At 69.3% G+C, this 26995-nt stretch carries 23 protein-coding genes and 4 pseudogenes; 14 read left to right on the top strand and 13 right to left on the bottom strand.

What is annotated here, in order from left to right:
• Positions 1–23: 23 nt before the first annotated feature.
• The gene (locus tag AB0C28_RS30060; RefSeq protein ID WP_357857079.1) at positions 24–1406 is read left to right on the top strand and encodes a glutamate decarboxylase; all 1383 of its coding nucleotides are present in this window, start codon (positions 24–26) and stop codon (positions 1404–1406) included.
• Between the two features lie 345 nt (positions 1407–1751).
• Here AB0C28_RS30060 and AB0C28_RS30055 read toward each other — a convergent pair whose 3' ends face one another.
• The 5 genes from AB0C28_RS30055 to AB0C28_RS30035 all read right to left on the bottom strand — a co-directional run bounded on the left by AB0C28_RS30055 (position 1752) and on the right by AB0C28_RS30035 (position 7762).
• Complete coding sequence (locus tag AB0C28_RS30055) at positions 1752–2450, bottom strand: small ribosomal subunit Rsm22 family protein (protein WP_358079564.1); 699 nt, start codon at positions 2448–2450, stop codon at positions 1752–1754.
• Between the two features lie 430 nt (positions 2451–2880).
• Positions 2881–4206 (bottom strand): MFS transporter, encoded by a 1326-nt coding sequence (locus AB0C28_RS30050; protein WP_358079210.1) that lies wholly within the window; start codon positions 4204–4206, stop codon positions 2881–2883.
• A complete protein-coding gene (locus AB0C28_RS30045; RefSeq protein ID WP_358079207.1) occupies positions 4203–5369 on the bottom strand; it encodes a Xaa-Pro peptidase family protein in 1167 nt (388 codons plus the stop codon). Before AB0C28_RS30045 ends, AB0C28_RS30050 begins: the two co-directional genes overlap by 4 nt.
• A 22-nt stretch (positions 5370–5391) precedes the next feature.
• A complete protein-coding gene (locus tag AB0C28_RS30040) occupies positions 5392–6408 on the bottom strand; it encodes a glutamate cyclase domain-containing protein (RefSeq protein ID WP_358079204.1) in 1017 nt (338 codons plus the stop codon).
• Positions 6409–6433: 25 nt separating this feature from the next.
• Positions 6434–7762, bottom strand: a complete 1329-nt coding sequence (locus AB0C28_RS30035; RefSeq protein ID WP_358079201.1) for an MFS transporter — start codon at positions 7760–7762, stop codon at positions 6434–6436.
• A 108-nt stretch (positions 7763–7870) separates the two neighbouring features.
• Here AB0C28_RS30035 and AB0C28_RS30030 point away from each other — a divergent pair, with 108 nt between their 5' ends.
• The gene (locus tag AB0C28_RS30030; protein ID WP_358079198.1) at positions 7871–8590 is read left to right on the top strand and encodes a TetR/AcrR family transcriptional regulator; all 720 of its coding nucleotides are present in this window, start codon (positions 7871–7873) and stop codon (positions 8588–8590) included.
• Positions 8591–8975: 385 nt separating this feature from the next.
• Here the strand turns inward: AB0C28_RS30030 and AB0C28_RS30025 are convergent, their stop codons facing one another.
• Both AB0C28_RS30025 and AB0C28_RS30020 read right to left on the bottom strand, forming a co-directional pair.
• Complete coding sequence (locus AB0C28_RS30025; protein ID WP_357857058.1) at positions 8976–9326, bottom strand: hypothetical protein; 351 nt, start codon at positions 9324–9326, stop codon at positions 8976–8978.
• Between the two features lie 67 nt (positions 9327–9393).
• Entirely contained in the window at positions 9394–9735 is a 342-nt protein-coding gene (locus tag AB0C28_RS30020; RefSeq protein ID WP_358079195.1) for a methyltransferase domain-containing protein, read from the bottom strand.
• A 352-nt stretch (positions 9736–10087) separates the two neighbouring features.
• On the opposite strand from AB0C28_RS30020, the gene AB0C28_RS30015 reads away from it, so the two are divergent.
• Positions 10088–10894, top strand: coding sequence for an LLM class flavin-dependent oxidoreductase (locus AB0C28_RS30015; protein WP_358079192.1), 807 nt, complete (start codon positions 10088–10090; stop codon positions 10892–10894).
• Positions 10895–10982: 88 nt separating this feature from the next.
• A pseudogene (locus AB0C28_RS30010) lies at positions 10983–11366 on the top strand (hypothetical protein); the annotation flags it as partial.
• Here AB0C28_RS30010 and AB0C28_RS30005 read toward each other — a convergent pair.
• Positions 11319–11735: a Tn3 family transposase gene (locus AB0C28_RS30005; RefSeq protein WP_358079189.1), complete on the bottom strand. Its 417-nt coding sequence runs from the start codon at positions 11733–11735 to the stop codon at positions 11319–11321. The pseudogene AB0C28_RS30010 and the gene AB0C28_RS30005 overlap by 48 nt on opposite strands.
• On the opposite strand from AB0C28_RS30005, the pseudogene AB0C28_RS30000 reads away from it, so the two are divergent.
• Together AB0C28_RS30000 and istB are read left to right on the top strand one after the other, a co-directional pair.
• A pseudogene (locus tag AB0C28_RS30000) lies at positions 11727–11939 on the top strand (IS21 family transposase); the annotation flags it as partial. The gene AB0C28_RS30005 and the pseudogene AB0C28_RS30000 overlap by 9 nt on opposite strands.
• Complete coding sequence (gene istB / locus AB0C28_RS29995; RefSeq protein WP_358079186.1) at positions 11936–12715, top strand: IS21-like element helper ATPase IstB; 780 nt, start codon at positions 11936–11938, stop codon at positions 12713–12715. The pseudogene AB0C28_RS30000 and the gene istB, both read left to right, overlap by 4 nt.
• A 168-nt stretch (positions 12716–12883) precedes the next feature.
• Here the strand turns inward: istB and AB0C28_RS29990 are convergent, their stop codons facing one another.
• Positions 12884–13939, bottom strand: a complete 1056-nt coding sequence (locus AB0C28_RS29990; RefSeq protein ID WP_358079183.1) for a tyrosine-type recombinase/integrase — start codon at positions 13937–13939, stop codon at positions 12884–12886.
• A gap of 151 nt (positions 13940–14090) precedes the next feature.
• Here AB0C28_RS29990 and AB0C28_RS29985 point away from each other — a divergent pair, with 151 nt between their 5' ends.
• Together AB0C28_RS29985 and AB0C28_RS29980 are read left to right on the top strand one after the other, a co-directional pair.
• Positions 14091–15302 (top strand): hypothetical protein, encoded by a 1212-nt coding sequence (locus AB0C28_RS29985; RefSeq protein ID WP_358079181.1) that lies wholly within the window; start codon positions 14091–14093, stop codon positions 15300–15302.
• A 157-nt stretch (positions 15303–15459) separates the two neighbouring features.
• Positions 15460–15942, top strand: coding sequence for a hypothetical protein (locus AB0C28_RS29980; RefSeq protein ID WP_357857037.1), 483 nt, complete (start codon positions 15460–15462; stop codon positions 15940–15942).
• 37 nt (positions 15943–15979) lie between these two features.
• Here AB0C28_RS29980 and AB0C28_RS29975 read toward each other — a convergent pair whose 3' ends face one another.
• Positions 15980–16912 carry a tyrosine-type recombinase/integrase gene (locus AB0C28_RS29975; protein ID WP_358079178.1) on the bottom strand — a complete coding sequence of 311 codons (933 nt, stop codon included), beginning with the start codon at positions 16910–16912 and terminating at the stop codon, positions 15980–15982.
• A gap of 244 nt (positions 16913–17156) precedes the next feature.
• On the bottom strand, positions 17157–17726 hold the full coding sequence (locus AB0C28_RS29970; protein WP_355378183.1) for a TetR/AcrR family transcriptional regulator: 570 nt from the start codon (positions 17724–17726) through the stop codon (positions 17157–17159).
• Positions 17727–17815: 89 nt separating this feature from the next.
• On the opposite strand from AB0C28_RS29970, the gene AB0C28_RS29965 reads away from it, so the two are divergent.
• The gene (locus AB0C28_RS29965) at positions 17816–19249 is read left to right on the top strand and encodes an MFS transporter (protein ID WP_358079173.1); all 1434 of its coding nucleotides are present in this window, start codon (positions 17816–17818) and stop codon (positions 19247–19249) included.
• On the opposite strand, the pseudogene AB0C28_RS29960 reads toward AB0C28_RS29965, so the two are convergent.
• Positions 19203–22375: pseudogene (locus AB0C28_RS29960) on the bottom strand (Tn3 family transposase). The gene AB0C28_RS29965 and the pseudogene AB0C28_RS29960 sit on opposite strands and share 47 nt — an antisense overlap.
• 29 nt (positions 22376–22404) lie before the next feature.
• On the opposite strand from AB0C28_RS29960, the gene AB0C28_RS29955 reads away from it, so the two are divergent.
• The gene (locus AB0C28_RS29955) at positions 22405–23148 is read left to right on the top strand and encodes a tyrosine-type recombinase/integrase (RefSeq protein ID WP_358079169.1); all 744 of its coding nucleotides are present in this window, start codon (positions 22405–22407) and stop codon (positions 23146–23148) included.
• A gap of 56 nt (positions 23149–23204) precedes the next feature.
• Here AB0C28_RS29955 and AB0C28_RS29950 read toward each other — a convergent pair whose 3' ends face one another.
• A complete protein-coding gene (locus AB0C28_RS29950) occupies positions 23205–23756 on the bottom strand; it encodes a site-specific integrase (RefSeq protein ID WP_358079562.1) in 552 nt (183 codons plus the stop codon).
• Between the two features lie 624 nt (positions 23757–24380).
• On the opposite strand from AB0C28_RS29950, the pseudogene AB0C28_RS29945 reads away from it, so the two are divergent.
• From AB0C28_RS29945 to AB0C28_RS29930, 4 genes and pseudogenes are all read left to right on the top strand, one after another.
• A pseudogene (locus AB0C28_RS29945) lies at positions 24381–25570 on the top strand (serine hydrolase domain-containing protein).
• Positions 25571–25572: 2 nt separating this feature from the next.
• Positions 25573–25947, top strand: a complete 375-nt coding sequence (locus AB0C28_RS29940; RefSeq protein ID WP_358079166.1) for a serine hydrolase — start codon at positions 25573–25575, stop codon at positions 25945–25947.
• Between the two features lie 38 nt (positions 25948–25985).
• Positions 25986–26555: a helix-turn-helix domain-containing protein gene (locus AB0C28_RS29935; protein ID WP_357856946.1), complete on the top strand. Its 570-nt coding sequence runs from the start codon at positions 25986–25988 to the stop codon at positions 26553–26555.
• Between the two features lie 246 nt (positions 26556–26801).
• Positions 26802–26927: a hypothetical protein gene (locus AB0C28_RS29930; RefSeq protein ID WP_358079163.1), complete on the top strand. Its 126-nt coding sequence runs from the start codon at positions 26802–26804 to the stop codon at positions 26925–26927.
• Positions 26928–26995: the final 68 nt, after the last annotated feature.

Here is a 26995-nt window from a genome sequence, read left to right as displayed (position 1 = left end):
GGTCACAGACAGGGGAGGCACTGGTGGCGCTGCACCGCGTCAAATTCACCGAGGACATCGACGACTCCAGCGATCTGTTCGTCGGCCCCGTGAGCTCTCAACCCCTGCCCAAGGACGCGATGCCCGAGGCACACGCACGGCCCGACGCCGTCTACGAGGCCATCCACCAGGAGTTGTCGCTGGACGGCAACGCGGCCCAGAACCTCGCGACGTTCTGCACGACCTGGTCAGAGGACCAGGTACGGCGGCTCATGGCCGAATGCCTCGACAAGAACGTGATCGACAAGGACGAGTACCCCCAGACGGCCGCCATCGAGTCGCGCTGCGTCGCCATCCTCGCCAGACTCTGGCACGCCCCCGGCGGGCACGACACGATGGGATGTTCGACGACGGGATCCAGCGAGGCCGCGATGCTCGGCGGTCTGGCGCTCAAGTGGCGGTGGCGGGAACGGCGTAAGGCCGAACGCCAACCGTACGACAGGCCGAACCTGGTGTGCGGGCCCGTCCAGGTCTGCTGGGAGAAGTTCGCCCGCTATTTCGACGTCGAACTCCGCCAGGTGCCGCTGGAGCGCGGCGCGACCGGGCTGCGCCCACACCAGCTGGAGCAGTACGTCGACGAGAACACGATCGGGGTCGTCGCCATTCTGGGCGTCACGTTCACCTGCGACTACGAGCCGGTCAAGGCCCTGGCCGACGAACTCGACCGCATCCAGGCGAGCACGGGCCTGGACATCCCCATCCACGTGGACGCCGCCTCCGGTGGGTTCATCGCGCCGTTCCTCCACCCGGAGCTGCCCTGGGACTTCCTCGTCGAGCGGGTCGTCTCCATCAACTCCTCCGGGCACAAGTACGGCATGGCACCGCTGGGCGTCGGCTGGATCATCTGGCGGCAGCCGGAGATGCTGCCCAAGGACCTGATCTTCTACGTGGACTACCTCGGTGGCGACATGCCCACGTTCGCGCTGAACTTCTCCCGGCCCGGCGGGGAGATCATCGCCCAGTACTACCTGTTCCTGCGCCTGGGCAAGCAGGGCTACCGCCAGATTGCCGAAGCCTGCGCCGCCACGGCACAGTACCTCGCCAAGGAGATCGCCGCGATGGGTCCCTTCCGGCTCCTGTACGACGGGAAGGGCGCGCTGCCGGCCGTCTCGTACACGCTCAAGGACCCGGCGAACGCCCCCTTCAGCCTCTTCGACCTCAGCGATCAGCTGCGCATGCGCGGCTGGCAGGTCCCCTCCTACCGCCTGCCGGCCGACCAGCAGGACACCGTCATCCAGCGAGTCATGATCCGGCACGGCATCGGCCGCGATGAGATCTCACTGCTGGTCGCCGACCTCAGGCACGCACTCGACCGGTTGACCGGCGGTCCGGCGAGCAACGCCGAGCGCACGGCGTTCCACCACTGACGGTCGACGCCAGGAGTGCTTCGCCGGCAGCCCCGCCTCCATCTTCACCAGCGATGCCACGTACTCCACCGCAACTGGTGGTATCACCTCGGACCAGGCCCGAAACCGCCCCCTCGATGCTCTGTGTAATGATGGCTACTGTGCGCGTTCGCAGAAATGGTCAGGTCTGCGAGAGCCGATCACTCCCTGTTACGTGTCCGGTTTGTCCTCGATCTTCGTTCTCAGAACTCTCGCGCCGGCGGGCAGCGCCTGTAGGGCCCGGGGCGGCAAGGTCGCCCCGACGTACCACACGCCGCGCTTCATGCTGGTGTCGCAACTGGGTGTGCTGATCGCCGATGGTCACGCCTACAGCCAGGGATCACCCCATGTCACGCTTCGAGCAGCACGGTAGAGGTCGCCGTGCCGCTTGGACACGTTCTCCTCGCGTAGCCCGTCCGCGCACAAGGTCAGCGTGACCAGACCCTTGCGAGTGCGTGGATGCCGAAGAACGCGGCTTGTCGCAGGTATCGCGGACGCGGACGTCGCGATGACATAGGAGAACTTTTCATCCTCGAACCCCAGCTCCGCTGACTTGAGCCGGCGGTGCAGCCCGGTGCGGGGTAGCCGAGCGGAGAAGTGACACCCATCTTCCCCCGCAAGCGGACACGAGGCAGCGTGCGGGCACGGCGCCGCGACGCGCATGCCGAGACCGATCAGCTGGTCGCGGGCGGCGAGAACGCGAGCGTGTCCAGCCGGTGTGCCGGGTTCGACGACGGCGACCGTCGTGGCCCGGCCGGCCGGCCGCCGTACGACCGGATCGCGCACAGCCGCCGGCAGTTCTCCCAGCACGTAGGACAGCGAGATGAGATCTGCTGGTGGCGTGTTGGGATCGGCCCGGATCTCCGATCTGCGCCACATCGCGTCCTTGACCGCCGGGTGGGTGGCCGAGGTGGCGAGTCGGCGGCCGAGCCCGATGACGGCCGGGTCGCGCTCGACCACGGTGACGTGCCGTAGAGATGGCCAGATAGTGGTGGCCGCCTGGCGGCCGGAAGAGTGATCATCGATGTCTCCCGGGCTCAGCAGCGCGCAGCGGTCGCCAGGCGACCATGGTGATGGCGGTCATGGTGGCAGCCCCACAGCCAGCGGATCCCGGCCTGCTGCCGCCTGTCGATCTGGCCGGGGGGATGCGGACGGCCGGGGTCAGTGCCGCCGCGATGAGGAAGGTTGATGCGTCGGCCGCGAATGGCAGCGCCGAAGCGGTCCACAGCTTGGAGAAGTCCGCGCTTGACCGCGCGGACTTGAGGGCACGCAAAACAGAGCTCCTCAGCAAAGGAAACGGTCAGAGATCGGAGACCGTTTCGAAGCGAGGAGCGTCGACCTGCTGCTTAGCGGGCGCGCCCTCGCGTCGAAACGGTGACCGTGACCTTGCTCTGCTGCATCAGCACCTCCAGGGCGCGACCAATATCACGCAAAGGCTAGCCCACTTCGTCTCGGCCTACTTGGCCCCGCCCTGTACCGACGATGTGACGGCCTCGCGGCGGGAAGCGGACGTCGTCAGCGCGAGCAGGCCGCTCAGGATGAGGCAGACGGCCATCGCGGTGAACGGGGCCTGGTAGCCGCCACTCAGGTCACGCAGCCAGCCCGTGAAGTAGCCGGCCGCGAAGCCACCGAGGCTGCCGACGGTGTTGATCAGGGCCAGGCCCGCCGCGGCGGCCGCGCCCGTGAGGGATTCGCCGGCGATGCTCCAGAAGATGGGGATGGCCGCGTAGATGCCGATGGCCGTGATCGAGACGCCAAGCATGAGGAGCGGGAAGGAGTCGCCGGCGTAGGAGCAGATGAGGACGGCCAAGCCGGCGAGCACGGCGGGCGCCGAGAACCGCCAGGCGCGCAGCCCCCGCGTACGGGAGCGCCGGCTCCACGCCCAGCAGGCGATCGCACCGAGCGTGAACGGCACGAAGGTCACGAGGCTGAGGGCGGTGGCGTTGTCGCCACTCGGGAGGGCGGCGGTGACGAGGGGCAGGAAGAAGCTGATCGCGAACATCGGGAAGGTGAGCAGGAAGAAGATCCCGGCCAGCCGGATCGTCACCGGGCTGCGCAGGGCCGCCAGGAACGAGCGGTGCTCGCCGGCCTCCTGGGCCGGGCCGGACCGTTCGAGGGCCTCCCGCTCCTGCGGGGTCAGCCACGTCGCCTCGCGCGGCGTCGAAGGCAGGGCCCTGAGCACGACGAGTCCGAGGACGACCGCGGCCAGCCCTTCGACGGCGAACATGAAGCGCCAGCCCTCGATCCCGAACGTGCTGGTCCCGTGGTGGATGAGCCAGTTGGAGACGGGGCCGCCCAGAGCCGTCGAGAGCGGCACCGCGACGTAGTACACGCCGAGCACAGCGACGCGCTGCGGCCCGCTGAACCACAGCGTGAGGTAGAACAGGATCCCGGGCAGCAGGCCCGCCTCGGCGACGCCGAGCAGGACGCGCATCGCGGCGAACGAGCTCGCTCCGGTGACCAGGGCGTGCGCCGCGGCGGCCAGCCCCCACGTCACCGCGATCCTGGCCAGCCACTTGCGCGCGCCCACCCGGTAGAGCAGGTAGTTGCTGGGCACTTCGAGCACGACGTAGCCGACGAAGAACAGGGCGACGCCCAGCCCGTAGGCGGTGGCGGTCATGCCGAGGTCGGGGTTCATGTGGGGGGCCGCGAAGCCGACGTTCACGCGGTCGAGGTAGTTGACGAACAGCAGGGCGATGAGGATCGGCAGGAGGCGCCTGGCCGCCTTGCGACCGGCCGTGGCGAGGACGTCGGCCGAGCCGGCCGATGGGGTGTGGGTCATCGTGCGCTCTCGATCAGTACGCGGGTGCCGGGGGGTGTGGTCAGGTTGACGGTCTCGTCGCGGCCGACGTGGACGAAGTCCTCGATGTGGAAGCCCTGCGCGGGGTCGGTCCAGCCGAGTTCGATCTCGAGGGTCATGCCCTCGACGAGCGGCTCGTCGTACTCGACGGTCAGTTGGGGCTCCTCGTGCAGGACCAGGCCGATGCCGTGCCCGACGATGCTCCAGCGGAACTCCTCGCCCTGGCGCTCGTACGCGCGCCGGGCGAGGTCCACGAGCTCGCGGGCGACGACACCCGGCCGGGCCGCTTCGACGATGACGTCGTGAACGGCGCTGATGCGGTCGAAGCGGGTGCGTTGCGCCCGGCTCGCGGTGCCGACGACGGCCGTACGGGCGATGTCGGAGCAGTAGCCGTCGATGCGGACGCCCCAGTCGGTTCGGATCAGCATCCCGGCCTCCAGCGCCTGGTCGCCGGGCCACGGATGCCACTGCCCGGCGCGGCAGCCGCCGCCGAAGATCGAATGAGTCAGTTCCTGCGCTCCTTCGCGCATGAGCGCGTCGGTGACGCGCGCGGCGACGGCCCGTTCGCTCTCGCCCGCGACGATGCTCCGCAGCCCGTTCTCCAGGTGGCGGGCCGTCATCCGGTTGACGTGCGTGAGGAGTGCGACCTCGGCCGGCGTCTTCACCTTGCGCATCTCGTTCAGCAGCGGCCAGGCGTCGCCGTACCGCAGCCCGGGCAGCCGGCGCCGCAGGCCATCGACGATCTTGTACGGGGTGGCGCGGTGCTCGACGCCGATCAGGCCGGAGGTGATGCCCAGGCCGGTGAGGGCCTCGGCGACCACGTCGATCATGTGGTCGTGCTCCCCCTGGTAGCCCCGGATGTCCTGGATGCGTGGGCGGCGCTCTTCGGAAGCCCAGGTGCCGGCCCCGTTCCAGGCGTCGGCGCGCGGGGCCGGGACGACGTAGACGGGCGGCGCGCCGTTCGCGGGCCACACGACGATGTGCAGCCGCTCCCAGGTGAGCCGCATGTCGGGGTGGTAGAAGCCGGACAGGTAGTGGGTGTTCTCGGGCCAGGTCGACACGATCGCGTCGAACGGGCCCGCGTCGAGCAGGCGTTGGATGCGGCCGACGTCGGCGTATCCGGTGGCAGGTGGGTTCGTCGTCATCGTGACGGCCTCTCGGGTGTGCTCAGTGTGACGGGGAGGGAGCCCTGGTCAGGGCCTGGGTGACGGCCGTCCGGATGAGGGTGGCGGCGGCGCGCTGGGCGTCGAGCGGCACGCCGTCGTCGCTCAGCGTGGGTCGGGCGTGCCAGCCGCAGACGACCCCGGCGCGCACGGCGGCGCGCAGCAGGTTCTCCACGTAGTCGGCGTCCGCGATCAGGTCGGGCCGTTCGACGAGGTAGGCGATGAGCGCTGTGACCGCGTACCCGCCCCAGTCCGAGATGGCAGCGGTGAGCACGTGATCGGTCGTCACCGCGGCGGCCATTCCTGCGCCGCAGGGGCAGCGGCACGTTCCGCCCGCGGGCTGGATGGCCGCCACCTCGGGGATGGCGCCGAAGCCTGCCTCGTTGCCGGCGTCGCCGATGCCGCAGGTGAGCACGCCCTGAGCACGTGCCCGCTCGAACAGCGCCGCGCTGTCGAAGTGCACGTCGTGCCAGGGGTTGCCGGTGGCGCCGTGGATGACGCCCGCGCGGTTCGGGGCGAGCAGTTCGATGGCCAGGACGAGGCAGGGCCGCAGGTCGTCCAGGATGGCGCGGCTGAATTCCCGTCCCGCTTCGTCGTCCTGCGGTGAGACGTGCAGCGTGACCGTGCCCGGCCGGTGGTCGTCCTCGCCGAGCCGGACGTTGAGCTCGCCGGCGCGTACGACCTCGGCCAGCGGCTCCATGAACCGTTCGACGGAGGCGAGGTGGACCTCGGCCCCGAGGCCCAGGGAGAGGATCCGGGCGAGGGCCACCGCGCCGAGGAGGCCGTCGATCTCGCCGGTGGGCAGGCTCGGCGGGCCTCCCGCGCCGCAGAGGATGACGACACGGTCGCCGGGCTCGACCCGGTTCACGATCGCCTGCGCCATCGTGGTGCTGAGCGGCTTGCCGGTGTGCCGGCGTACGGCCTCGTACAGCTGGTGGGCGACGCCTCTGGGCATGTTGCCGAGGGGGCGCAGCTCGGTGGTCATGATCTGGTCGACGTACTGTCCGATGATCTCTGGCAAGGGTTCGGCCTTTCGGGTGAGCGGGCTATGCGCGCGGCGGGCCGGCGAACTCGGGCCGCCGCCTGAGCAGCAGCGCGACCACGGCTCCGAGCGCCATGACGGCGGCGACGACGAACATGGCCGGCCGGTAGCTGCCGGTCGCCCCGTACAGGCCGCCGGTCATGTACGGGGCGACGAACCCGGCCACGTTCGCCAGCCCGCCCGCCACGCCGATGCCCGCCGCCGCGGCGGCGCCGCTGAGGAAGCGCGGCGGCAGCTGCCAGAAGACGGGCAGCACCGCGTAGCTGCCGGCCGCGGCGACGGAGATCGCGACCATCACGAGCGTCGTGCCGGGCAGGTAGAGCGCCACCGACACGGCGACGGCGCCCACGAGCAGCGGGACGGCGGCGTGGTAGTGGCGCTCCTGGTGCCGGTCGGAGCTGCGGCCGACCAGCCACATGGCCAGCGCCGCCGTCGCGAAGGGCACGGCGGTCAGCAACGCCGTCTCCCAGATCGAGAACGGCCGGCCGGAGCGCGGCGCCAGGCTCGCGATGACCTGGGGCAGGAAGAAGGACAGGGCGTAGCCGCCCATGTTCACCGACAGCCCGATGAAGGAGACGGCGTAGATGCGCCAGTCCTTCAGCGCCGACCGGACGTCCGACGGGCCGTGCTCGGCGGCGGCGCCGGCCTCACGCTCCAGCGTGGCCTGGAGCGCGCCGCGTTCGTGCTCGCTGAGCCACCGGACGTGCTTCGGCGAGCCCGGCAGGACGAAGAACGCGAGCACGCCGACGACCACGGCGGGCACGGCCTCGGCGACGAACATGAACCGCCAGCCTTCAAGGCCCCACAGGCCGTGCCCGTGCTCGATCAGCAGCGCCGACAGGGGCGCGCCCAGCACGACCGCGACGGGGATCGCGATGAGGAAGAGCGCGACCATGCGGGCCCGTACCGGCGCGGGGAACCAGAGCGTCAGCAGGTAGATGACGCCCGGCACGAACCCCGCCTCGGCGATGCCGAGCAGGACGCGCACGGCGTAGAAGCCGAGCTCGGACTGCACGAATCCCATGGCCCCCGAGATCAGTCCCCAGGTCACCATGATGCGCGCGAGCCAGATCCGGGCGCCGACCCGGTGCAGGATGACGTTGGAGGGCACCTCGAACGCCACGTAGCCGATGAAGAACAGCCCCGCCCCCAGGCCGTACGCGGTGCTGGACAGCCCGAGATCGGCGTTCATGGTGGCGGCGGCGAAGCCGATGTTGACCCGGTCGAGATAGCTGATGACGTACATCAGCGCGACCAGGGGGATGAGCCGGACGGCGGCCTTACGGGTGGCTGAGCGCAGGGCGGCCGGATCGCCGGTGGTGATGTGGGTCATGACACCTCCTGGCGATACAGCGTAGAGATTTCATATACGTTGTAAATAGATTGGTGAAAAGATCTTAATCTCCTGTACGACGTATACGTCTGCGGTACGATGGGAGGCGTGACCTCCCGACCCGCCCCAGACCAAGGACGTCCCGAGCCCGGCGATCGGCGAGCCCGCCGCGGGTCACGCACGCAGGCCGTCGCCGTCACCCTGGACGACGTGGCCGCCGCGGCGCTGCGGCAGGCCGGCCAGTCCGGGCTCGACGCCGTGACGATCCGCAGCGTCGCGACCGAGCTGGGCATCTCCCCGATGACGATCTACCGGTTCGTCGACTCCAAGGACGAGCTGATCGACGCCATGCTCGTCCTCGCGCTCAGCAGGATGGAGGTGCCGCACAGCAGCGCCTCGGACTGGCGGCAGCGGGTCATCGACATCATGGTGGCCTGGCGGGAGCTGCTCCTCGCCCATCCCAGCGTGGTCCAGATGCTGGTGAACAGGCGCGTTCCGGCCCACTCCGAAGGTCTCGGGCGGCTGGCCGAGCATGTTCTGGCGAACCTGGAGGACGGCGGCATCACCGGCGAGGAGGCGGCGCGGACGTTCTGGCGGATCTTCTCCTTCACCTTCGGCCACATCGTGTTCGAGCGGCCGCGGCGCGACATCGACGCCGAGGCGCAGGCGGAGGCCGGCCGCGCGATGGCGGCGACCGCAGGTCTGCGCGGCTTCGAACGGGTGCGAACCCTGGCGGGCGAGCTGACCAACATCGCCGCGCGGGGCACGCTGGAGAGCTCGCTCAAGGTGCTGCTCGACGGGGTGAGCGCGCGACCGTCCGGCACCTGACAGGCATTAAACCCAGATACGAAATGCTGACACAGGTTGATCGCCGCCGAGGGAGCTTGGGAGGCCCCCTCGGAGCCTGCGGCGATCGGACCCATCAAAGGGATGACAGCCCTGTTTGCCATCGGCTTGGCTCTTCTCCTGCCGATGAACAGCTCCTGGAGCCGTTGGCTTCTACCCGCTCATTAACACCGATTCGATCACGTGCGCGGGGCGAACAGCACGCGTAGTCCGCCCCCCACGAGGTTCGAAGCGGGTGATCTTCTGCCGGCGTCCAGGATGGTGTGCTCGACCTCGAGGACTTTTGGGCGTGAGCCGTTCATCGAGGACGTCAGGGTCACCGCTCTGGTCGGCGGGGACTGCCTGACCAGCAGCGCGAACCCAACCGTCAGCCGGCCAGGATGAGCAGGTCGCGGTCTTCCTCGATGGGGCCGGTGTCGGGATGTGTGGCGAGGTCGGCGTCCAGCGCGGCGAATCCCTCGGTGATTTCCTGCTCAGTCAGCTGGTCGAAGATCGAGCTGGCGCGCAGCCGCAGTCGCGCGGCGTAGTCGGCGGGGCGGTCTGCGAGACGGTGCCGGACCGAGGTGAGGGCAACCGGGTGCATGCCGGCCGTGGCGAAGGCCTGCGCCACTTCGGCGAGGCTGGGAAAGAGCTCTTCCTTGATGGTCCGCGCGCGGAGAAACCAGCGGTGCCACAGCGGGTCGGGCATCCGGTCGGCAAAGGTGTTGCGGATGAGCAACCGGCCCTCTGGGCCAGCACGCGGGCGATCTCCGCGGCCGCCGCCGGTAGATCCTGGATATGGTGGATCAGCAGGTAGAGCAGGGCCAGGTCGCACCCGTTGCCGGGCAGGGGATCTTCTCGGCAGTGCCCTGGAGATAGCTGACCGACGGGTGGGCGGTGAGGTCCGCGGCCACCTGGCGCATCCGTGCGGAGGGCTCGACGCCGTACACCGGGCCGCCAAAAGTGTCGGCGAGGGCTGGGGAGAACCGGCCGGTACCGCTGCCCAGGTCCAGGACCGTCAGCGGCCGCCGGGACGGCGAGTGCCGGGCGAATTCGGCCATCCAGGCGGCGATGACGTCGGGAGGCAGCGCTCGACCGCGGGCGTACACCAGGTGCTGACGGTCGTCGTATTTGATTCGTCTGAGCACACTGCCGAACCTATCCCGGCCGACATCGGCGGTCCACGTTCAGGACTGGCCGGACCTGCCGGTACGAGATTCTCTGCTCGATATCAGCCGTGGCCGGGCCCCTGATTCCAGGCGCGAAAGCGGCCCCACCTTCTCGTGAGTTCTCGCTCTGCCTGGTGTTGTACAGCGGCTGCCTGACTCCATGCCTCCCGCGCGGCGAGGTTGGCCTCGGCGACAGCAGCGTCGGCCTGCTCGCGGGTCTGCCGGATCTGCTCTACGGCTTCCTCTCGGGCGGCGCTCACCCGCTCGTCGGCGCCGCGCTGCGCGATCGCGGCACCCCAGAACTGTCGGTGCCGGGTGCTTGGGTGGGGACATGCGTTATGGCATCGACGTCGCGATCCTCGGTGACCTCGCGGAGCCGGCACACCTCGTCACCCTCGCCGGGGAGGCCGAGGCCGCCGGGTGGGACGCCGTGCTGGTGTGGGACCACCTGGCCTTCACCTGGGGCACGCCATCGGCCGACCCGTGGGTGATGCTGGCCGCCGCGGCGCAAGCGACCTCGCACATCAGGCTGGGCACGGCGGTGACGGCCGTGGCCCGGCACCGCCCGGAACGGCTGGCCCAGACCGTGGCGACGCTCGACAGGCTGAGCGGCGGCCGCGCGATCCTGGGCGCCGGGCTGGGCGGCGTGAGGCAGGAGTTCACCGCCTTCGGCTCAACACGTCCCGGCGGGGTCATGCTCGACGAGGCACTCGACGTGATGATCTCCCTCTGGTCCGGCGAGGAGGTGCACCATCGGGGCGCTCATTACACCGTCGACGGGGTGCGACTCGCGCCGCTGCCCCTCCAGCGGCCCCGGGTCCCAGTGTGGGTCGGCGGCACGGCTTCGGGTGCCCTTCGGCGTGCCGCCCGCTGGGACGGCTGGATCGTCGCCGGCGACGACCAGGAGGGCCGCATGACGCTTTCACCCGACTCCCTGGCCGCCCAGGTCAGTGAGCTGCGTCGGCACCGGGCAGACCCGGGCGGCCTCGACGTGGCGGTCATCGGAGTGAGCGAGCCCGGCTCGTCGGTCCGGGCCTACGCCGACGCGGGCGCCACGTGGTGGCTGGAGCACCTCCACAACTACCGGGGGTCGATGGAACGACTGGTGCGGCGCGTCAAGGCGGGCCCGCCCGTGTGAAGTACCTGCGGTGCGCGTGTGGCTCAGGACAGCTTGATGCACAGGCTCACAGCGTCCCGGCGCGTCAAGGCAGTTCGTCGCGTTCCTCGGCGCCTCCTACGTGGAGACGCTGCGGCACAATACCGCCGTCAGCGCCGCGCCCACCGGCATCACCGTCTCCGTGGCGGGCGTCATCGCCAACCTGGCGTGGGCGGTCGTTCGCCGTGCAGGTCCCCGAACTCGGCACGGTCACCCGGTTGCGCTGGTCATCACGACAGCGGCGCTGGTCATGACGTTCGTGCTGAAGAGGCCGATACTGCGCCTCCTCGGGATCTGCGCGCTGCTCAGACATCGGCACGGCGCTCCTGCCCGGGTAGCGGCCAAGAGCGCCACTGTCGTTATCGCGCCCGGCCCGACCCGCAGGGGAAGAACCGCAAGATCTGGGCTACTCCGGTTCGCGCTGGGCGGCGCGCTCGCCGCCGCCCAGTGGTAGACGCTTGGCCACGTCCAGCCACACCTCGCCGTAGGGCTGGACGTGCTGCCAGAACAGCGGGGTCAGTCCGCGCCGATCGGCGGGCTTGAGCAGTTCGGCCCATTCGGGGTCGGCGAGCACGTCCTGGAGCATCAGGGTGTCGATGTACACGGGCGCGGCCTGCAGGACGCGCAGGCACAACACGCTCATCTCCAGCTCCTCGCGCCGGTTGGTGGCGATGTCGCCGCCCTTGCCGTAGAAGATCACCAAGTTCGCTCCGTTGGAGGACTCCACCACGTTGAGCCCTTCCTGAATCTCCCGCTGCAACTCGCGAAGCCGGAGATGGCGGGCAACGAAGATTGTTTTCTGCGCCCGGCCAAGGCCGCACACGGCGAGCAGAAGCTGATCGCGGCGCTGGAACGGGCGGTGACCTTCCGCCGCTGGCGAGCCGAGGACGTCCGCTCGATCCTGGCCGCCGGCGCAGGCACCCCGCAACCGGCGCCCGCCGGCCAGGCGCTGGTGCTGGAGCTGCCGCCGGTCCCGACCCGGTCGCTGACCGAGTACACCCTGGACAAGATCGGACAGGTGTCATGACCGCCCCCACGCCCGCGCCACTGGCCGCCGACCTGGACGGCGGGCTGCGCCGCCTGAAGCTGTCCACGATCCGCCGCCTGGCGCCCGAACTGCTCCTCACCGCCCGCACCCAGCGCTGGAACCCTGAGGAGTTCCTGCGCACGCTCATCGATGCCGAACTGGCCGCGCGTGATGCCTCCAACGCCCGCGCCCGGATGAAGGCCGCCGCCTTCCCCGTGCTCAAGACCATCGAGGAGTTCGACGTCGCGGCCTCCTCCATCCCGAAAGCAACGTTCGACTACCTCGCCTCGCTGGAATGGATCCGCGCGGCGGAGAACTACTGCGCGGTCGGCCCGGCCGGCACCGGCAAGTCCCACAGCCTCATCGCACTCGGCGTCGCCGCCATCCAGGCCGGATACAAGGTCCGCTACTTCACCGCCGCCGAACTGGTCGAAACGCTCTATCGCGGACTGGCCGACAACTCCGTCGGCCGGGTGATCGAGAACCTGCTACGCGCCGACCTGATCGTCATCGACGAGGTCGGCTTCGCCCCACTCGATGACACCGGCGCCCAGCTGCTGTTCCGGTTCGTGGCCGCCGCCTACGAACGCCGCGCGCTCGGCATCGGCTCACACTGGCCCTTCGACCAGTGGGGACGCTTCCTGCCCGAACACACCACCGCCGTCAGCCTGCTGGACCGGCTGCTGCACCACAGCATCGTCGTGGTCACCGAGGGCGAGTCCTTCCGCATGAAACAGGCACGAACCAGGACACCAGCACGCCTGACCAAGAAGTAGTCAACTTCGAAGAGATGGGGACTTCTACCTGTCCACCAGCGGCGACACGCACTTGGCCGTTGACAGTTGCCCAGGTCAGGCCAGGTGCACGATACCGGTGGTGTCGATGGGGGCGGTGGATGAGCCTGACTCGGTCCTGCGCGTCTGCTGTTCTGTGCGTTTTGCTGGTCAGAGCCCCACGTTGCGCATGGCGTTGTCGCGCCAGCGGTCCACGGCCCTGATGTACCGCAAGACCACCGGTGAGGCGGGCGCCCAGCGGCCGTGCTTGGCGATGACCGCGACCGGGACGCCGGCGGCGTAGGCCACGGTGGCGCCGCCGGCACGCAGGCTGTGCGCGGTGAAGGTGTCGGCCGAGGGCACGCGGGCGCGGACGGCGAGGTCGCGGACGATGGTGTTGACGGCGTCGGCGCCGAGCGAGGGCCCGATCGTGCCGTGCCGGTCGATGCGGCGCAGCAGCCGCCCGGAGGCGTGTCCGGCCTGGTCCAGCACGTGCAGCCAGTCGCGCCAGGCGGCGACCGGGTCGGTCAGTGGATGGCTGCCGCGCGGGATGGCGATGGTCTCGCCGGCCGAGTCCTTGTCGGTCTTGGAGGTGCGGATGGTGACCTCGATGCCGTCGGCGACCTCGCGCACGTCCTCCCGCTGCAGGGCGACGAGTTCGCTGCGCCGGCCCATCAATGCCAGGCCGAGCACCAGCAGCAGCCGGTCGCGCCGCCCGATCAGCGTCGTCAGGTCGCAGGCGCTGACCATGGCGCGCAGCGCGTCGATGGTGACGGGCGGGGCCTCGCGCTGGCCGCGACCGCCGGCCTCGGCGCGCTGGCGTTTGTAGGCGCGCAGCGCCAGGCGGGCGGATTCGGTGGCGGGCTGTGCGGGGTGGCCGGCCAGCCGGTGCATGGTGCGCACGGCGGCGATGGCCTGCTCGATGCTGGCCGGGGCCTGGCCGCCCTCGCACAGCGCCGAGGTGTATTCGGCCAGCGTGTGCGCGGTGGCGGGCAGCGCGATCCGGCCATGCTCGGCGCACCAGGCGGTGAAGGCGGCCCATTGCCGGGTGTAGGCGCGGCGGGTGTTGGCCGGCACGCCGTCGGCGATCCGCTCCCGGGTGCGGGCGCTGAGCGTGTAGTCGGCGGCGGTATGCCCGCCGTCGTGCGCCGTATTCTCTGCAAGCGGGTAAATCGGCGGCCGCTCCCCCGCCACCGGGGCCGGCAGCGCCTCCCGCTCGTCGTGCACGCCCCGTCTCCCGCCCGCTGTGGCACCGGTCCGGTGCCGCGTTTCTGACCCGCGATAAGGAAGGTTATCATGGGTCAGCCACTCGAATATTAGCGTTTGCGAACGCCCGTAAATGCTGCGATCGAACGCTGCGAACGCTAGCCTGCTGCTTGTGGCAAACGATCAGAAAACTGTGCCGGCGGACGTACCGGCCGAACGTGACGACCAGGCCGATAGCGGGACAAACGGAATCACCGAGCAGCTGCGGTGTGCCGGCCCGGGCTGTGCCAAGGCCCTGCCCGGGCGCAGCAGCCGGGCCCGGTACTGCAGCGACGCCTGCCGGGCGGCCGCTTACCGGGCGCGCACCACCGCGCAGGCCGCCCCCGTAGCGAACGCGCTGCTGCGCACTCAGGATTTGCTCGCCCCGCTGCTGGCGGCTGGCGAGCAGTGGCAGGCTGCCCAGGAGGCGCTAAGCGCGCAACTCGCTGAGCTGAACAGCGGCGCGCTGGCCCAGGTGGAGGCCGCCGAGCAGGCCGCCGAGGAAGCCCGCGCCGCCGCCGCGGCGGCCGAGCAACGCGCCACGACCGCGGCCAACACCGCCACCACCCGGATCGCCGCCGCAGACCAGGCCCGCGCCCAGGCCGAGACCACCCGCGACCGTGCCGAAGAGCGCGAGCAAGACGCCTGGCGACAGGTCGGCGAGCACCAGAACGCCCGCACCCAAGCCGAGCGGCTCGCCACCGCAGCCGCCGACCGGCAGCGTCAGGCCGAGCACGACCGGGACGCCGCCCACCGGCGGACCACCGAACTCACCGACCTGCACGCCACCGCGACCGCGCGCATCACCGAACTGGAACAGCAGAACGGTGAACAGCAGCACGAACTCGCCAACCTCCGTCGCCAACTGAAGGAACAGGAAGCCCGGGCCCGGAAAGCCGAGCAGGAACGCGACCAAGCACGCGGCATGGCCGGGGTGCACGCCGAGGAGGCCGACCGGCTGCGCCAGGCGCTGGCCACCGAACAGCAGCGGCGCGAGCAAGCCGTCACTGCGGCCGCCGTGGCCGAGCAGGCCCGCGAGGCCGCCGCCCAAGCCCGGACCGACGCCGCCGGAGAGGCCGATCGACTGCGTGACGAACTTGCCAGCCTCGCCAGCGCGCTGAAGACCGCTCAGCGGCAGCGCGAGGAGGCCGTCACCGCCGCTGCGGTGGCGCAGGCCCTGCTGCACGAGCAGGAGAGCTCACGCCTGCCCGAACACGCCGGCCCCGGTACAGGTGATCCCGCCGCTACCGCCGATGTCATCGAATCGGCACGTCCGTCATCCGGTCGAAGTCCCACCCCAGACGGCTCCAAGCCGGGCGACGCACCGCCAGCCGGCCTCGCATAACGCGGACGGCAGCCGTGCGCCATGGTCATCTCAAGGTCGGTTCTGGCAGGATATTTCGGTGCTTCCGCTCAAGGTTCGGCCAGACCTCATCCGGCGTCCATCTGTTTGACCGGCGCACCGGGCTCAACCTCGTTCTGGAGCCGTCGAGTACCGGGCCATGTTCGCCGTCGCTGGCGCCACGGAAGATCTCGGTGGCGCTGAGCAACGCGTGCTGCGGGCCGAGCACACTGTCTATGTCCGCGCCCGCCTGGAGGAGCAGGTCGTTTTCGATTCCAGGACCGGTGAGCACCGTCCGTGGTCACCTACCTACCGCAACAAGCACATGACCGCGCTGCGCCAGGTGATCAAGATCGCGTGGCAGCTGGGCCGGGTCACGGCCGAGGAATGCGACCGCGCTGTGGGCGTCCGACCGTTCGAGGGGGTCCGTCTCCCGGCCGAGGAGCAGCTCACCCCGGCAGCGGGTGCCACCGGAATACGGCGGAAACGGGCCGCGGGACGACATAACCGCAGGTCAGCGTTGAGCCAGCGCTTCGTACGCAGTGGAGCGACCGATCTCGAGCGTGCGGGCGGCCTCAGTGACCGACTCGCCGTCGGCGACTTCCACGGGGCTGGGGAACCTGCGGACAGCGGTTATCGCTGAGAATGATCTTGGTCGTGGGTATTGGTGATCCGTCGGTTCATCGCCCGGCGGTTCGGCGTCGTCGGGCTGCGCGGATCTCGGCGTCGGTGACCTTGTCGTCCAGCAGCGCGTACAGCTGGGTGGTCTCGGCAGAAGCGTGGCCGAGACGACGGCGCACGGCCTCGATGGAGACGCCGGCGTTGATGAGCTCGGTGGCGTGGGCGTGGCGCAGCTGGTGAATGTCGATCTCGACACGTGCGGCGGCGCAGTAGCTCTGCCAGCGGTGGTGGGCGGCGTCGTAGGACAGCGGACCACCGCGGCCGTTGATGGAGGCGCGAAACAGCGGCCCGGCGGTGTAGCCGGCGCGGGCCAGGTAGAGCTTGAGCAGGGTGACGTAGCCGCGATCGTCCAGCAGCACGGTGCGCACACTGCCGCCCTTGCTGTGGATGCGGACGTGTTCGTCGTCAAGGCGCAGGTCCAGGTCTTCGACGTACAGCCCGCAGACCTCCGAGGCGCGGGCGCCGCACACGTAGGCGGTCTCGAACAGCACCCGATCGCGCAACCGGTCCAACGGCACGTCCTTGCGCGGCCGCCGCGAGCAGATCACTGCGAGGACCTTGGCCACGTCGGCGGCCGCGGCCGGGCGTGGCAGGGCCTTCGGGACCTTGACGGTGTCGATTCGATCCATCGGGTTGGCACCCAGGAGGTCGTGGCGAACCGCCCATCTGGTGAAGGAGGCGATCGCGGCGCGCTTACGCTTGCGGCTGGCCGGCGACAGCTCGGCGAGCCCGGCCAGGTAGGCGCGGATCGGCGTCGCGGTCAGCTCGCCGATCTCCTCGCCGTGGTGGGCGGCAAAAGCGATCAGGTCGCCGCGGTAGGCCCGCCGGGTGTGCGGTGAGGTGCCGGCGTTGGCCAGGTCGGTGAGGAAGTCGTCGAGATGGCGGGCGAGCGGGTGGGCACGGCCGAGCTGCTCGGCGATGACCGGATCCATGCGGTACGCCTCCACCATCCGCCGAGTTGCCAGATAACCGGGAAACGAAGCGTCCGTGCCGGGCGGCGGTGGCCCAGCTCGCGCTACGTCCGTGATCGCTATCTAGCCAGATAACGAACGTTATCCCGCAACCAACTGGGCATCCTATTCTCGAAACTGACCCCCAGCCACAAGTAGTGATGGGGGCGTAGCTCGCCGACGGCGGTCGACAGGTAGCGGCTGTTCCACAGCGCGACGGACTGGATCAGGCGAGCAACCGGTCGACCAACCCGTCGAGGTAGTCAGGGGTGAGCGGGCCCGCGCCGAACAGGACGCGCATGTAGATCGGCGCCAGGAGATGGTCCAGCACCTCCAGTACGTCAGGCGGGTCCTCGCCGCGGCCGCGGGCGCGGTCGAGCATGGCCTGCAATTGCCTGGTGCGGTCGGCTAGGAGCTCGTCGCGCGCCTGAAGGCCCTGCTGACCCTCGCCTGACAGCGCGAGGGTCAGCCGCACCAGCGCCAGGCCGTCGGGTCCGGTGACCTCGCGGGCCACGTTGGCGGCGTGGGTCCGCAGGTCGCCGGCCAGGCTGCCGGTGTCAGGCATCGGCGACTGCGCGTTGAGCCGGGTCAGCAGCACATCGCTGAGCAGGGCTTGGAGGTTGCCCCACCGGCGGTAGAGGCTGGTGTCGGCCACGCCCGCGCGGGCCGCGATGTCGCCGACTGTGAAGTTTCCGTAGCCGCGCTCCCTGACCAGCTCGGTAACGGCCTGGTGCACTGCCGCGCGGACCCGGGCGCTGCGCCCGCCGGGCCGCCTAGCCCGCCCCTGCTCATCCATGCCCCCACCTTAACGCAGTTGAGACTTGCGTTAGAGCGTATGAGGCTCTATGTTAACGCAGTCATTTACTGCTTTTAGGAGGGATATACGTGAAAGCGTTGCTCACCCTGACCTGCGCAGGTCAGTTCATGGTGCTGCTCGACAACACGATCGTCGGCGCCGCCCTGCCCGACATGCAGCAGCGGCTTCACACCGGGCTGACCGGCCTGCAGTGGATCGTCGACGCCTACGTGCTGCTGGTGGCCATGCTGCTGCTGTCGGGCGGCGTCTTCGCCGACCGGTTCGGCCGCAGGCGGGTGTTCCTGGCCGGGGTGGTGGTGTTCACGGCCGCGTCGGTGGTGTGTTCGCTCGCGCCCTCGATCGGCTGGCTGATCGCCGGACGGGTGCTGCAGGGCGTCGGGGCCGCGGCGCTGAGCCCCGCCTCACTAGCGCTGCTCGCCGCCGCGTATCCTGCCCCGAGAGAGCGCGTCAGAGCGATCGGGTTGTGGGCCGGGTTCAGCGGCATCGGCCTGGCCGCCGGACCGCTGGCGGGCGGGATCCTGGTGGAGTCCTTCGGCTGGCCCGCCATCTTCCTGGTCAACGTGCCCATCGGGGCGGTCCTGCTGCTGGCCGGGCTGCGCGTGCTGGGGGAGTCCCGCAACCCGAGCGCGCCGCCGATCGACGTCCCCGGCACGGTGCTGTCCGCCGCGGGCGTGGGCGCTGTGACCTACGGCCTGATCGAGGGCGGTTCCCGAGGCTGGACCTCGCCGGTGATCCTGGGCAGCTTCGCCGCCGGACTGGTGCTCCTGGCCGCGTTCGTCGTGGTCGAGGGTCGTGTGTCGACGCCGATGCTGCCGCTGCGGCTGTTTCGTCAGCGGCTGTTCACGGTGTCCAACACGGCGATGGTCGTGGTCGGGTTCGCGCTGATGGGGTCGTCGTTCTTCTTCTCCCAGTTCTTCGTCTACGTCCAGGGCACTTCGATCCTGGTCGCCGGGCTGCAGACCCTGCCCATCTCGCTGGCCATGGTGATCGTCAGCCCGTACGCCGGCCGGTTCGCGGCCAGGTACGGCTTCCGCGTCGTCGTCAGCATCGGCCTGGCGCTGGCCGGGCTGGGGCTGCTGGCGCTGGGCTTCGTCCACGCCGATACCGGCTACGGGAACGTGTGGTGGCGGCTGGCGGTCGTCGGCATCGGGTTCGCTCTCACCATGTCGCCGCTGACCGGGGCCGCAATCCAGGCGGTCAGCCCGCAGGAGGGCGGCCTCGCCTCGGGCGTCAGCAGCACCACCCGGCAGATCGGCGCGGTGCTCGGCGTGGCGGTGCTCGGGGCGATCGTCCACACGCGGGAGTCCGGCGGCGCCTCCTTCGAATCCGGCCTCAACAGCGCCTTCCTCGCGGCGGGTGCCGTGACACTGGCCTGCGCCGTATTCACCGGCCTGTGGCTGACCGCAGCCCGGACACCGAGGGGCGTCCGGGCCGAACACTCAGGAGGCCAAGCAGTCAGTGAGCCGCCGCTGACAGCTCCTCCCAGTCGGCCCACGTCTTGAGTCGCTTGGCGTAGGCCTGCTGGGTCATCCGCAGCCCTTCGGTGCCGAAGAACACCCGCAGCGGCGAGCGAGCCGCCGGTTGTGGGGCGAAGAGGACTTGGGACTCGAGGTCGAGTCGGGTGGTGGGGTTGGCGGCCGGCGGGGTCAGGTTGAGGATCCAGTTGCCGAACCGGCGGATGACGTGGGTGATGTAGGGCGAGATGGCGGCCAGGTCATCGAGGTCGACGGGGTGGCCATCGGCGGCGATGGCGTTGGCCGCGTCCGTGATGTCCTGAGCGGTCGAGTAAATGACGCAGTTGGCCAGCAACTCGTTGAACTTGATGATCTTCTCTTGGTAGTCGGGATCGTTGTGGCCGATGAGCTTGCCGCCGAACATCAGCCAGTCGGCGAAGTTGTGGAAGGACTCGTTGCGATTGGTGACCTGGGTGATCTGCTCGCGAAGGTCTGGATCCGACAAATACCGCAAGAGCGTGATCGTCCTGACCGCGCGGCCGAGCTCGCGGAAGGCCCGGTAGAGCGGGTTCTTGCGAGAGTGGTTGCCCAGGCGGCGCAGCAGGGTCACCGAGGACAGCCGGTTCTCCCGGATCGAGATCGCGGTGCGGAGCAGGTCCGTCCAGTGGGTCTCGATGAGAGCCCAATCGATCACCTCGTCGCCGAACAGCGAATCGATGTGCTGGTACCGGGTGCCTGGGGTGGGCCGGTAGAAGATCAGGTCGTGCCAGTTGCGGATACGGGGCAGTAGGTCGAACCCCATGAGCGCGGCGAGCCCGAAGACCGGCAGCGACTGGCCTTGAGTATCCGCATGGATGGTGTCGGGCTGGATCTCCGAGGCGTTCTTCAACAGCCCTTCGATGATGTAGACCGCCTCCCACACCCCACACGGGATGAAATGGGAAAAAAGCGCCACATAAGTGTTGGAGATGTGCCTGTAGGCCAGACCTCCATATCCTCCATACCGAATGTGACTCTCCGCAAGCAGGTTGTTCTCCCACGTCTCAATCTGGGAGCCGTCGGCGGCCACGGTCTTGCCGTCGCCCCACACCGAGGCGATGTCGAGCTTGTTGAACTCGTTGATGACGTCGGTGGAGGCTTTGAGATCTTGTCGCTGGTGGAGTGCTTGTTCGCGGTCATGGCGATCTCCGCGGCGCTGACCTTGCCGCGCATATGCGCGGCAACCTGGGCCGGGCCGAGCAGCGTCCCGTAGGTGAACACCATCAGCACGTACCGGCCCAGCGCTTCCTTGATCTTCGGGTCAGAGCCCGAGGCCGGGCCGAGGTGCCGGGTCCAGCCGGTCTGGTAGGCAGTGCGGGTGAGGATGTCGAGCAGGTCCCGTTGCGGGAGCCGCTCGTGTACGGCCTCCTCCAGCTTGAGCGCCTCCTTGCTCCGCTCGGCACCCTTGCGGCGTTTGAGCACCGGCCGTCCGCCCTCAAGTGTCAGGTCGGTGTTGGCCGGGTAGTCGGCGTCGACCCCGGCGGCGGTGTCGGCCAGCAGCTGCCGGTAGTGGCGGGTCAGCTCGCGCGGATCGGTCGGCAGACCGGCTTCGGCGCAGAACTCTTCGACGAGCGGTTCGCACTCCGCCCAGGACATGAGCTGGTCGTGCAGGTTGGCATAGGAGTCCGACCCAGCCACCGCAATGTCGCCCGACTTCAGCTCTGAAGCCAGGTAGGAGAACACGCACACCTCCAGATGGCGGCGGACCAGCAGGCCCGGCCGGACCGGATCCTTGAGGATCTTCCGCCACATCGCCGAGGCGAACGCGTCCACGTCCACCACCAGCTCCACCGCGACCGCAGTGCCGTCCGGACCCGCGCGCTGCACGCTGATCCGATCGGGAACGAACACGGCCCGGGCGTTGCGCTGGGCTTGCAGGCACTCCACCGCGTCCAGCACGCTGCGCTCGGCGTTGGTCGACTCCAGGTCGATCGACTCGACCAGGGTGAACAGCGCCGAGCGGTGGGATCGGTAGAGCTGATCGAGCAGCGGCAGGTAGTTGTTGCCGTGATAGGCCGACACCGCCTCGTGCGCGGCCGCCAAAGCGTCCAGGCCGCCGGCCTCCTCCAAAGCCTTCAGCACCAGGCGGCCAGCTCGCTCGGCAACATCCCCGGATCCGGAGCCCGCGCTCGCGGCGGGATCGGTGCTCGCGCCGTCCGGCAGCGGGCCGACCGCATCGAGTTCGGCGGGTGTGACCGCCTCGCGGACGCCGTCCAGAACATCGCCGAACACGCCCAGCAGGCGTTCGGACTCGGCCCGGTGCGCCTCCCGCAGGGCTTCCAGCTGGTCGCGGCCCTTCTTGTGGATCGTCGCGATCCGCTTGCAGAACATGGTGACCACGTCGTCCCGCACCCCGGTCCGCACCGTGTGCAGCAGGCTCACGATCAATGTGAGGCGCTTGTCCTCATCCAGCACCTTCCGCAGGTCCGCGACATCGGTGACCCTCGCCTCTCCCGCGAAATGCGCGATCTTCCCCGGCGGGATCCCCTCCAGCCACGCCTCGGTCGGCCCGAGAGCGTCCAGTTCCCGCAGGAACGCCAGACGACCCTTGAACTTGTTGAGCGACGCCGCCTGCGCCACGTCCTTCAAACCGTCGTACGCGCTGCGCCGGGTGATGGGGTCGACCAGCAGCAGCCGGGCCAGCCTCACCTGGGCTCCGGCGTCGACCCGGCTGGACACCAGCGTGAAGAATCCGCGGTTCACCTCGGTGCGGATCTTCTTGGTCATCTCATCCAGCGTCGTGTAGCCGGGCAACTCACACTCGGCGCGAACCAGCTCCTCCAGCGCCACATTGATCAAGTCAGCGGGGTTGTCCTTGGCCTGGGCCGCCTTGCGGATCGCCTCATCGGCCACCTCCCGGACCCGGGCCGCGTCATAGGTGACACCCATCCGCTGGCGCACGAACGACCGATGCCGCTTGGCCGACCGCTCCGCGGCATCCTCCAGCACCACCCCCTCCGGCCGGCCGATCATCTCTCGGATGTGCTCGAAGACCACCGCGGGGACGTCTCTGAGCTTCGGGAAATATCCCAACCGCTGATAGGCGTTCAACCACACCAGCAACGCCAGCAGATGCTGATCATCCTGCGTCTTGCCGCGCGCCCACTCCACCTCGGCTGCCGACGGAGTGAACACCTCCGCCAACTCCCGCGCCGACACCGCCCGTGCAAACCTCGGGTACGCCGTCCGATCGATCGACGCCACCCAAACCCCCCGAAACCATCACCAACCAGCGTGAAGTCAGGAGTTTAACGACCGGCGATCAAGAGCGCGGCCCGTTTCCGCCGTATTCCGGTGGCACCCGGGCAGGGGTCGACGCTCTCCTTGACGCCTGCGACGCCGACCTCGACGCACCCGCTCCGGACGAGGCCTGGTACGCCGAGATGCGTCTCATCGCCTTGCGCGACGCTGCGATGATCGATGTTCTCTACTCCACCGGCCTGCGCCAGGCCGAGTTGGCCCGGCTCGCCCTTGACGACTACGATCCAGCCCGGCGCTCGCTGCGCGTGCGCGGCAAGAGCGACAAGGAACGGCTCGTTCTCGTCACCCGTAGCGCAGCCGCCCGGGTGGAGGCCTGGCTGGCCGAGCGTGGCCGCGATACCGGCGGCCTGGTCGCCCCATTCACCCCGCGCTCCCAACGGATTCGCCGCCGCGTCGGCGGCCGCATCGATCACCACACCGGCCAGACTGTCAGCCACGTGATCACCGAGCGCAGCGAGCGGGCCAAAACCGCTCGGCTCACAGCGCGCGACTTCCGCCGTACTTTCATCAGCGAGCTGCTGATCGCCGGCGTCGACCTGTCCACCGTCCAAGCCCTCGCCGGGTGCGCCTCCCTCCTAAGGGGTCCCAGTAGCAATGAAGAAATTTTCAACGAAGTTGCTTCTGACCTCGCGGTTATCCCGAGCTAAGCGGCTTAGGTCTCGATTCGCTTACGGTGCTGATCATGAGCGACGACCCTGGAAATTCAGCGGGGACGGCGGCGCTGGGCGGGGTCGGCTTCGGCGGTGACGCGCGCGGAGGTCTCCTCGCCCAGGCGAACGTAGCGGCCGAGGCCGGCCAGGTGCTGGTGGCGGCTTTTGGCCTGCAACTCCGGGGCGGTCCGTCCGGCCTGCGCGAGATGCTGCAACGCGCTGTGCCGGAGCTGGTGCAAGGTCCATCCCTGGTGGCGCGGATCCAGTTCGGCGGAGGCGGTCTTGAACAGGTACTCGGCGCGCGGGTAGGACAGCCGCCCCCGCCCGGTGATCGGGCAGATGTCACCGCGCGCGGGCGCGCGAGAGCCGGACGTGGGGGCGCGCCGGTCGGCCAGGAACACCGGCCCAGCGGTGCGGCCGGCCAGCGGGCGGGGCAGCAGCCGGGCGGTGGCGGTGGCCCAGTGCACGTAGTCGATGGCGCCACCCTTGGAGATGACCCGGGCGCAGCGGAACTCCAGGTCGAGGGCCTCGACGTTGAGGCTGAGGATCTCCTCGGCGCGGGCCGCCGTGTCGTACAGGAGCCTCCACAGCACCTTCTCCCGCAGGGCGTGCGCGGGGTCGGTGAACAGCTTGTCCAGCCGGGCGGCCGGGATGGCGCGGTCACCGCACCGGGCGGGCTTGCGGCGCTCCAGCCGCCGGGCGGCCCGACCAGCCCACCACGCCCGCCACCAGCCTCGATACCGTCGACGCCATCGAACTCGCCGAGCTCCTGCGGTTCATCGCCGACTGGCTCGCCGCAGGCCCTGCCAGGCTGTCGCATCGCTCCTACCTACCTCGGCTACCCCGCGTACGGCCTGGACGCCCTTCGCGCCGATCTGGAAGGCTTCACTTTTCTCCTCGGAGGCAGCGACGAAGAAGACCTCTGCGGCCAGCACTGAGGGCATGTTTGCCCCGCCTACTGGGCCTCCACGGCTGTCGCAGAGCTCCGGTGTCGCTCCACCAGGAGGAAACGGACCACGACGAAGCCGACACTCACGGCAGCCACTGCCCAGACAACCGTCCCCGATGGTGTCGATCACTTCGTTCCTGCCGGGAGGGACCACGATCATCTGGACGGCAGCACCGACCGGCAGGTGGCGACGAGAAGTTGCGAACCAACCGACCGGTAGGTAGCCTCCTTTCTCGACCAGCCGACCGACCGGTCGGTAGGGCAAGATGAGAGGACTGCCATGGATGCCACCGAAGTCAACGGGACCGTCGCCAACGGCTTCGAGACGGTAAGGGATGTCTTTCGACGCAATCTCGCCCTGGGCGCCGACGTGGGCGCCGGGCTGGCCATCTACCAGAACGGAGAGCCGGTCGTAGATCTGTGGGGTGGCTACGCCGATCCCGACACCCATCGGCCGTGGGAGCGCGACACGATCGCCGCCCTGGCCTCGACCACCAAAACCTTCGCGGCGGGAGCATTACTGCTGCTGATCGAGCGTGGCCAGGTGGATCTGGACGCGCGGGTGGCATGCTACTGGCCGGAGTTCGCCCAGAACGGCAAGGGTGAGATCACCGTGCGGGTGCTACTCAGCCACCGCGCGGGGCTGCCGTCGATGGAGGCCAGGCCGGTTACGTGGGAGGACCTTAGGGAATGGACGCCGGTCACCGACACCCTGGCCGACGCGGCGCCCGAATGGCCGCCCGGCACCGCCCACGGCTACCACGGTGTGACGTTCGGCCATCTGACCGGTGAGATCGTCCGGCGGGTGTCCGGAACAAGCCTCAGCGAGTTCTTCGCCCGCCACATCGCCGCGCCACTCGGCGGCCTCGACTGCTACATCCGCGTACCCGACGCCGAGCTGCCCCGGATGGCCACCATGGTGGTCCCCGACGCCGAACAGATCATGTGGGGATGGAGGTGCCCGAGCTGGCCGACATGGTCGAAGCGCTGAACGATCCGACGACGCTGACGTACCGTGCCATGTTCGGCAGCGTCAGCATCGATTGGGACGCCACCAACGACCCGAAGACCTACCAGGTGGAGAGCCCGTCCATGGATGGCGTCGCCTCCGCCCCGTCGCTGGCGCGCTACTACGCCGCGCTGGCCGGCGAGGTGGACGGCGTGCGGCTCCTCAGCCCTCAGCTCGTGGACCAGGTGCGTCGGTCCTACGGCGACGGCATCGATGAAATCCTGCGGGTGCGAACGTCGTGGGGGCTGGGGTTCGCGCTGCCCGGGGGTCCGATGTGGCCCGCGCCGGAACAGGTCACCGGGTTGTTCGGACACAGCGGCGCCAGCGGCTCGTTCGCCTTCGCCGACCCCCAACGTGACCTGGCCTTCGCGTACGTCCCCAACTGCGGCTCCGAGCTGCTCGAAGGCGGCGACTTCCGGGTCCGCAGCCTGATCGAGGCGCTGTACGAAGGGAGGCTCTGACCATGCTGAAACCGCGGTTCTCCGCCGTTGCCGAGGCGTTCTCGCGGGTTGTCGGCAAGGGCGACGACCGTGGCGCGGCGCTGTGCGTCTACCACCAGGGTGTCCCCATCGTGGACATCTGGGCGGGCACCGCCGATGTCAAGACACGGAGGCCGTGGAACGAGAACACGATCGCCCCGGTCACCGACGCCACCAAAGAGCTGCTGGCCGTCGCAGTGCTGCTCCTGGTCCAGGACGGCACGCTCAGCCTGGGCACACCCGTGTACGTGCCCAACCATGTCCGGCTACATCGAAGGCGCGGATGCCAACGCCAGGCAGCTGGCGGCACTGGTGTACAGCGCTCTCCCGTGACTACCGATCCAGAACGCACTGGATAGGGTGTGATCAGCTGAGAACCGAGTACAGAGGACAGCAGTTGCCGCGTACCGAGCAGGGCGACACCCGAAGTCGCATCATTGAGACAGCACGGGAACTGTTCACCACGCAAACCTACCGGGCCGCCTCGATGCGCGACATCGCAGAGCGGGTAGGCATCACCAAGCCCTCCCTGTATCACCATTTCCGCAGCAAGAGTGAGATTTTGGCCAGCCTGGTGGGTCCCCCCATCGACCAGCTCGAGTCGACGGTCGACGCCGCGGCGACTCGCTCCACGCAGGCGGAGATCAGGCAGCACGTGCTCGGCGGCTGTCTAGACGTCATGCTGGCCCACCGCGAGACCATGGCCCTGCTCCTGCGCGACGCCTCTGTATACAGCGACGGGACGACCGATGTCATGTCGAGGATGGTGACCATCGTCAACCGGGCTATCGAGTTGCTCGCCGGGCCCGATCCTGACTGGCGCCGACGCATACGCGCGGCCCAGGCGTTCGCGGCGGCCACCGATCCCATCAGCCAACTTACAGACGTGCCGGTGGACGACCTACGTGCTGAGCTCCTTCGCGGCGCGAGCGCGATCCTCGATCCCCAACCGATCGCCGAGCCTTAGACGGTGAGATAGTCGGTCCGCGTCCCAGACGCTCGCAAGCCGCTGCAGCCGCGGACCGTCGCCAATATGCGGAACAACCTGTCGAGCTTCTTCTCCTACGCTCGGCGGCGCAAGGTCGTGCCAGACAACCCTGCCGCCGACGTCCGTCCGCCCCGCGTCTCCACCGAGGGCAGCACGCGGGCCCTGCCAGCGCTAGCGCATCGACAGGTCCGCCAGGGATCTTCGCCCTGCGAAAGTAGGGGCGTCTTGCCCGAGGCAGCCGCGATCGCGCTGCTCGACGACCTCGGTGCCCGGGTCAGCACCCTGGCCGCCCTCACCGTCAACGACGTGCGGGCGGTGACCGAGGCCGACGGCACACGAAGTAGCGCCTGAACTGCGGAAACGTAGGAGTTGACGTCCTGTGGCGAGTTGATGATCACTGCCGCTACGTTCGTTCCGGT

Origin of the sequence: Nonomuraea sp. NPDC048892, assembly GCF_040649735.1 — a bacterium.
Taxonomy (GTDB): Bacteria; Actinomycetota; Actinomycetes; order Streptosporangiales; family Streptosporangiaceae; genus Nonomuraea; species Nonomuraea maheshkhaliensis.
The sequence above is the reverse complement of the archived record's forward strand: the minus strand, read 5'-3'. Positions and strand labels throughout refer to the sequence as shown.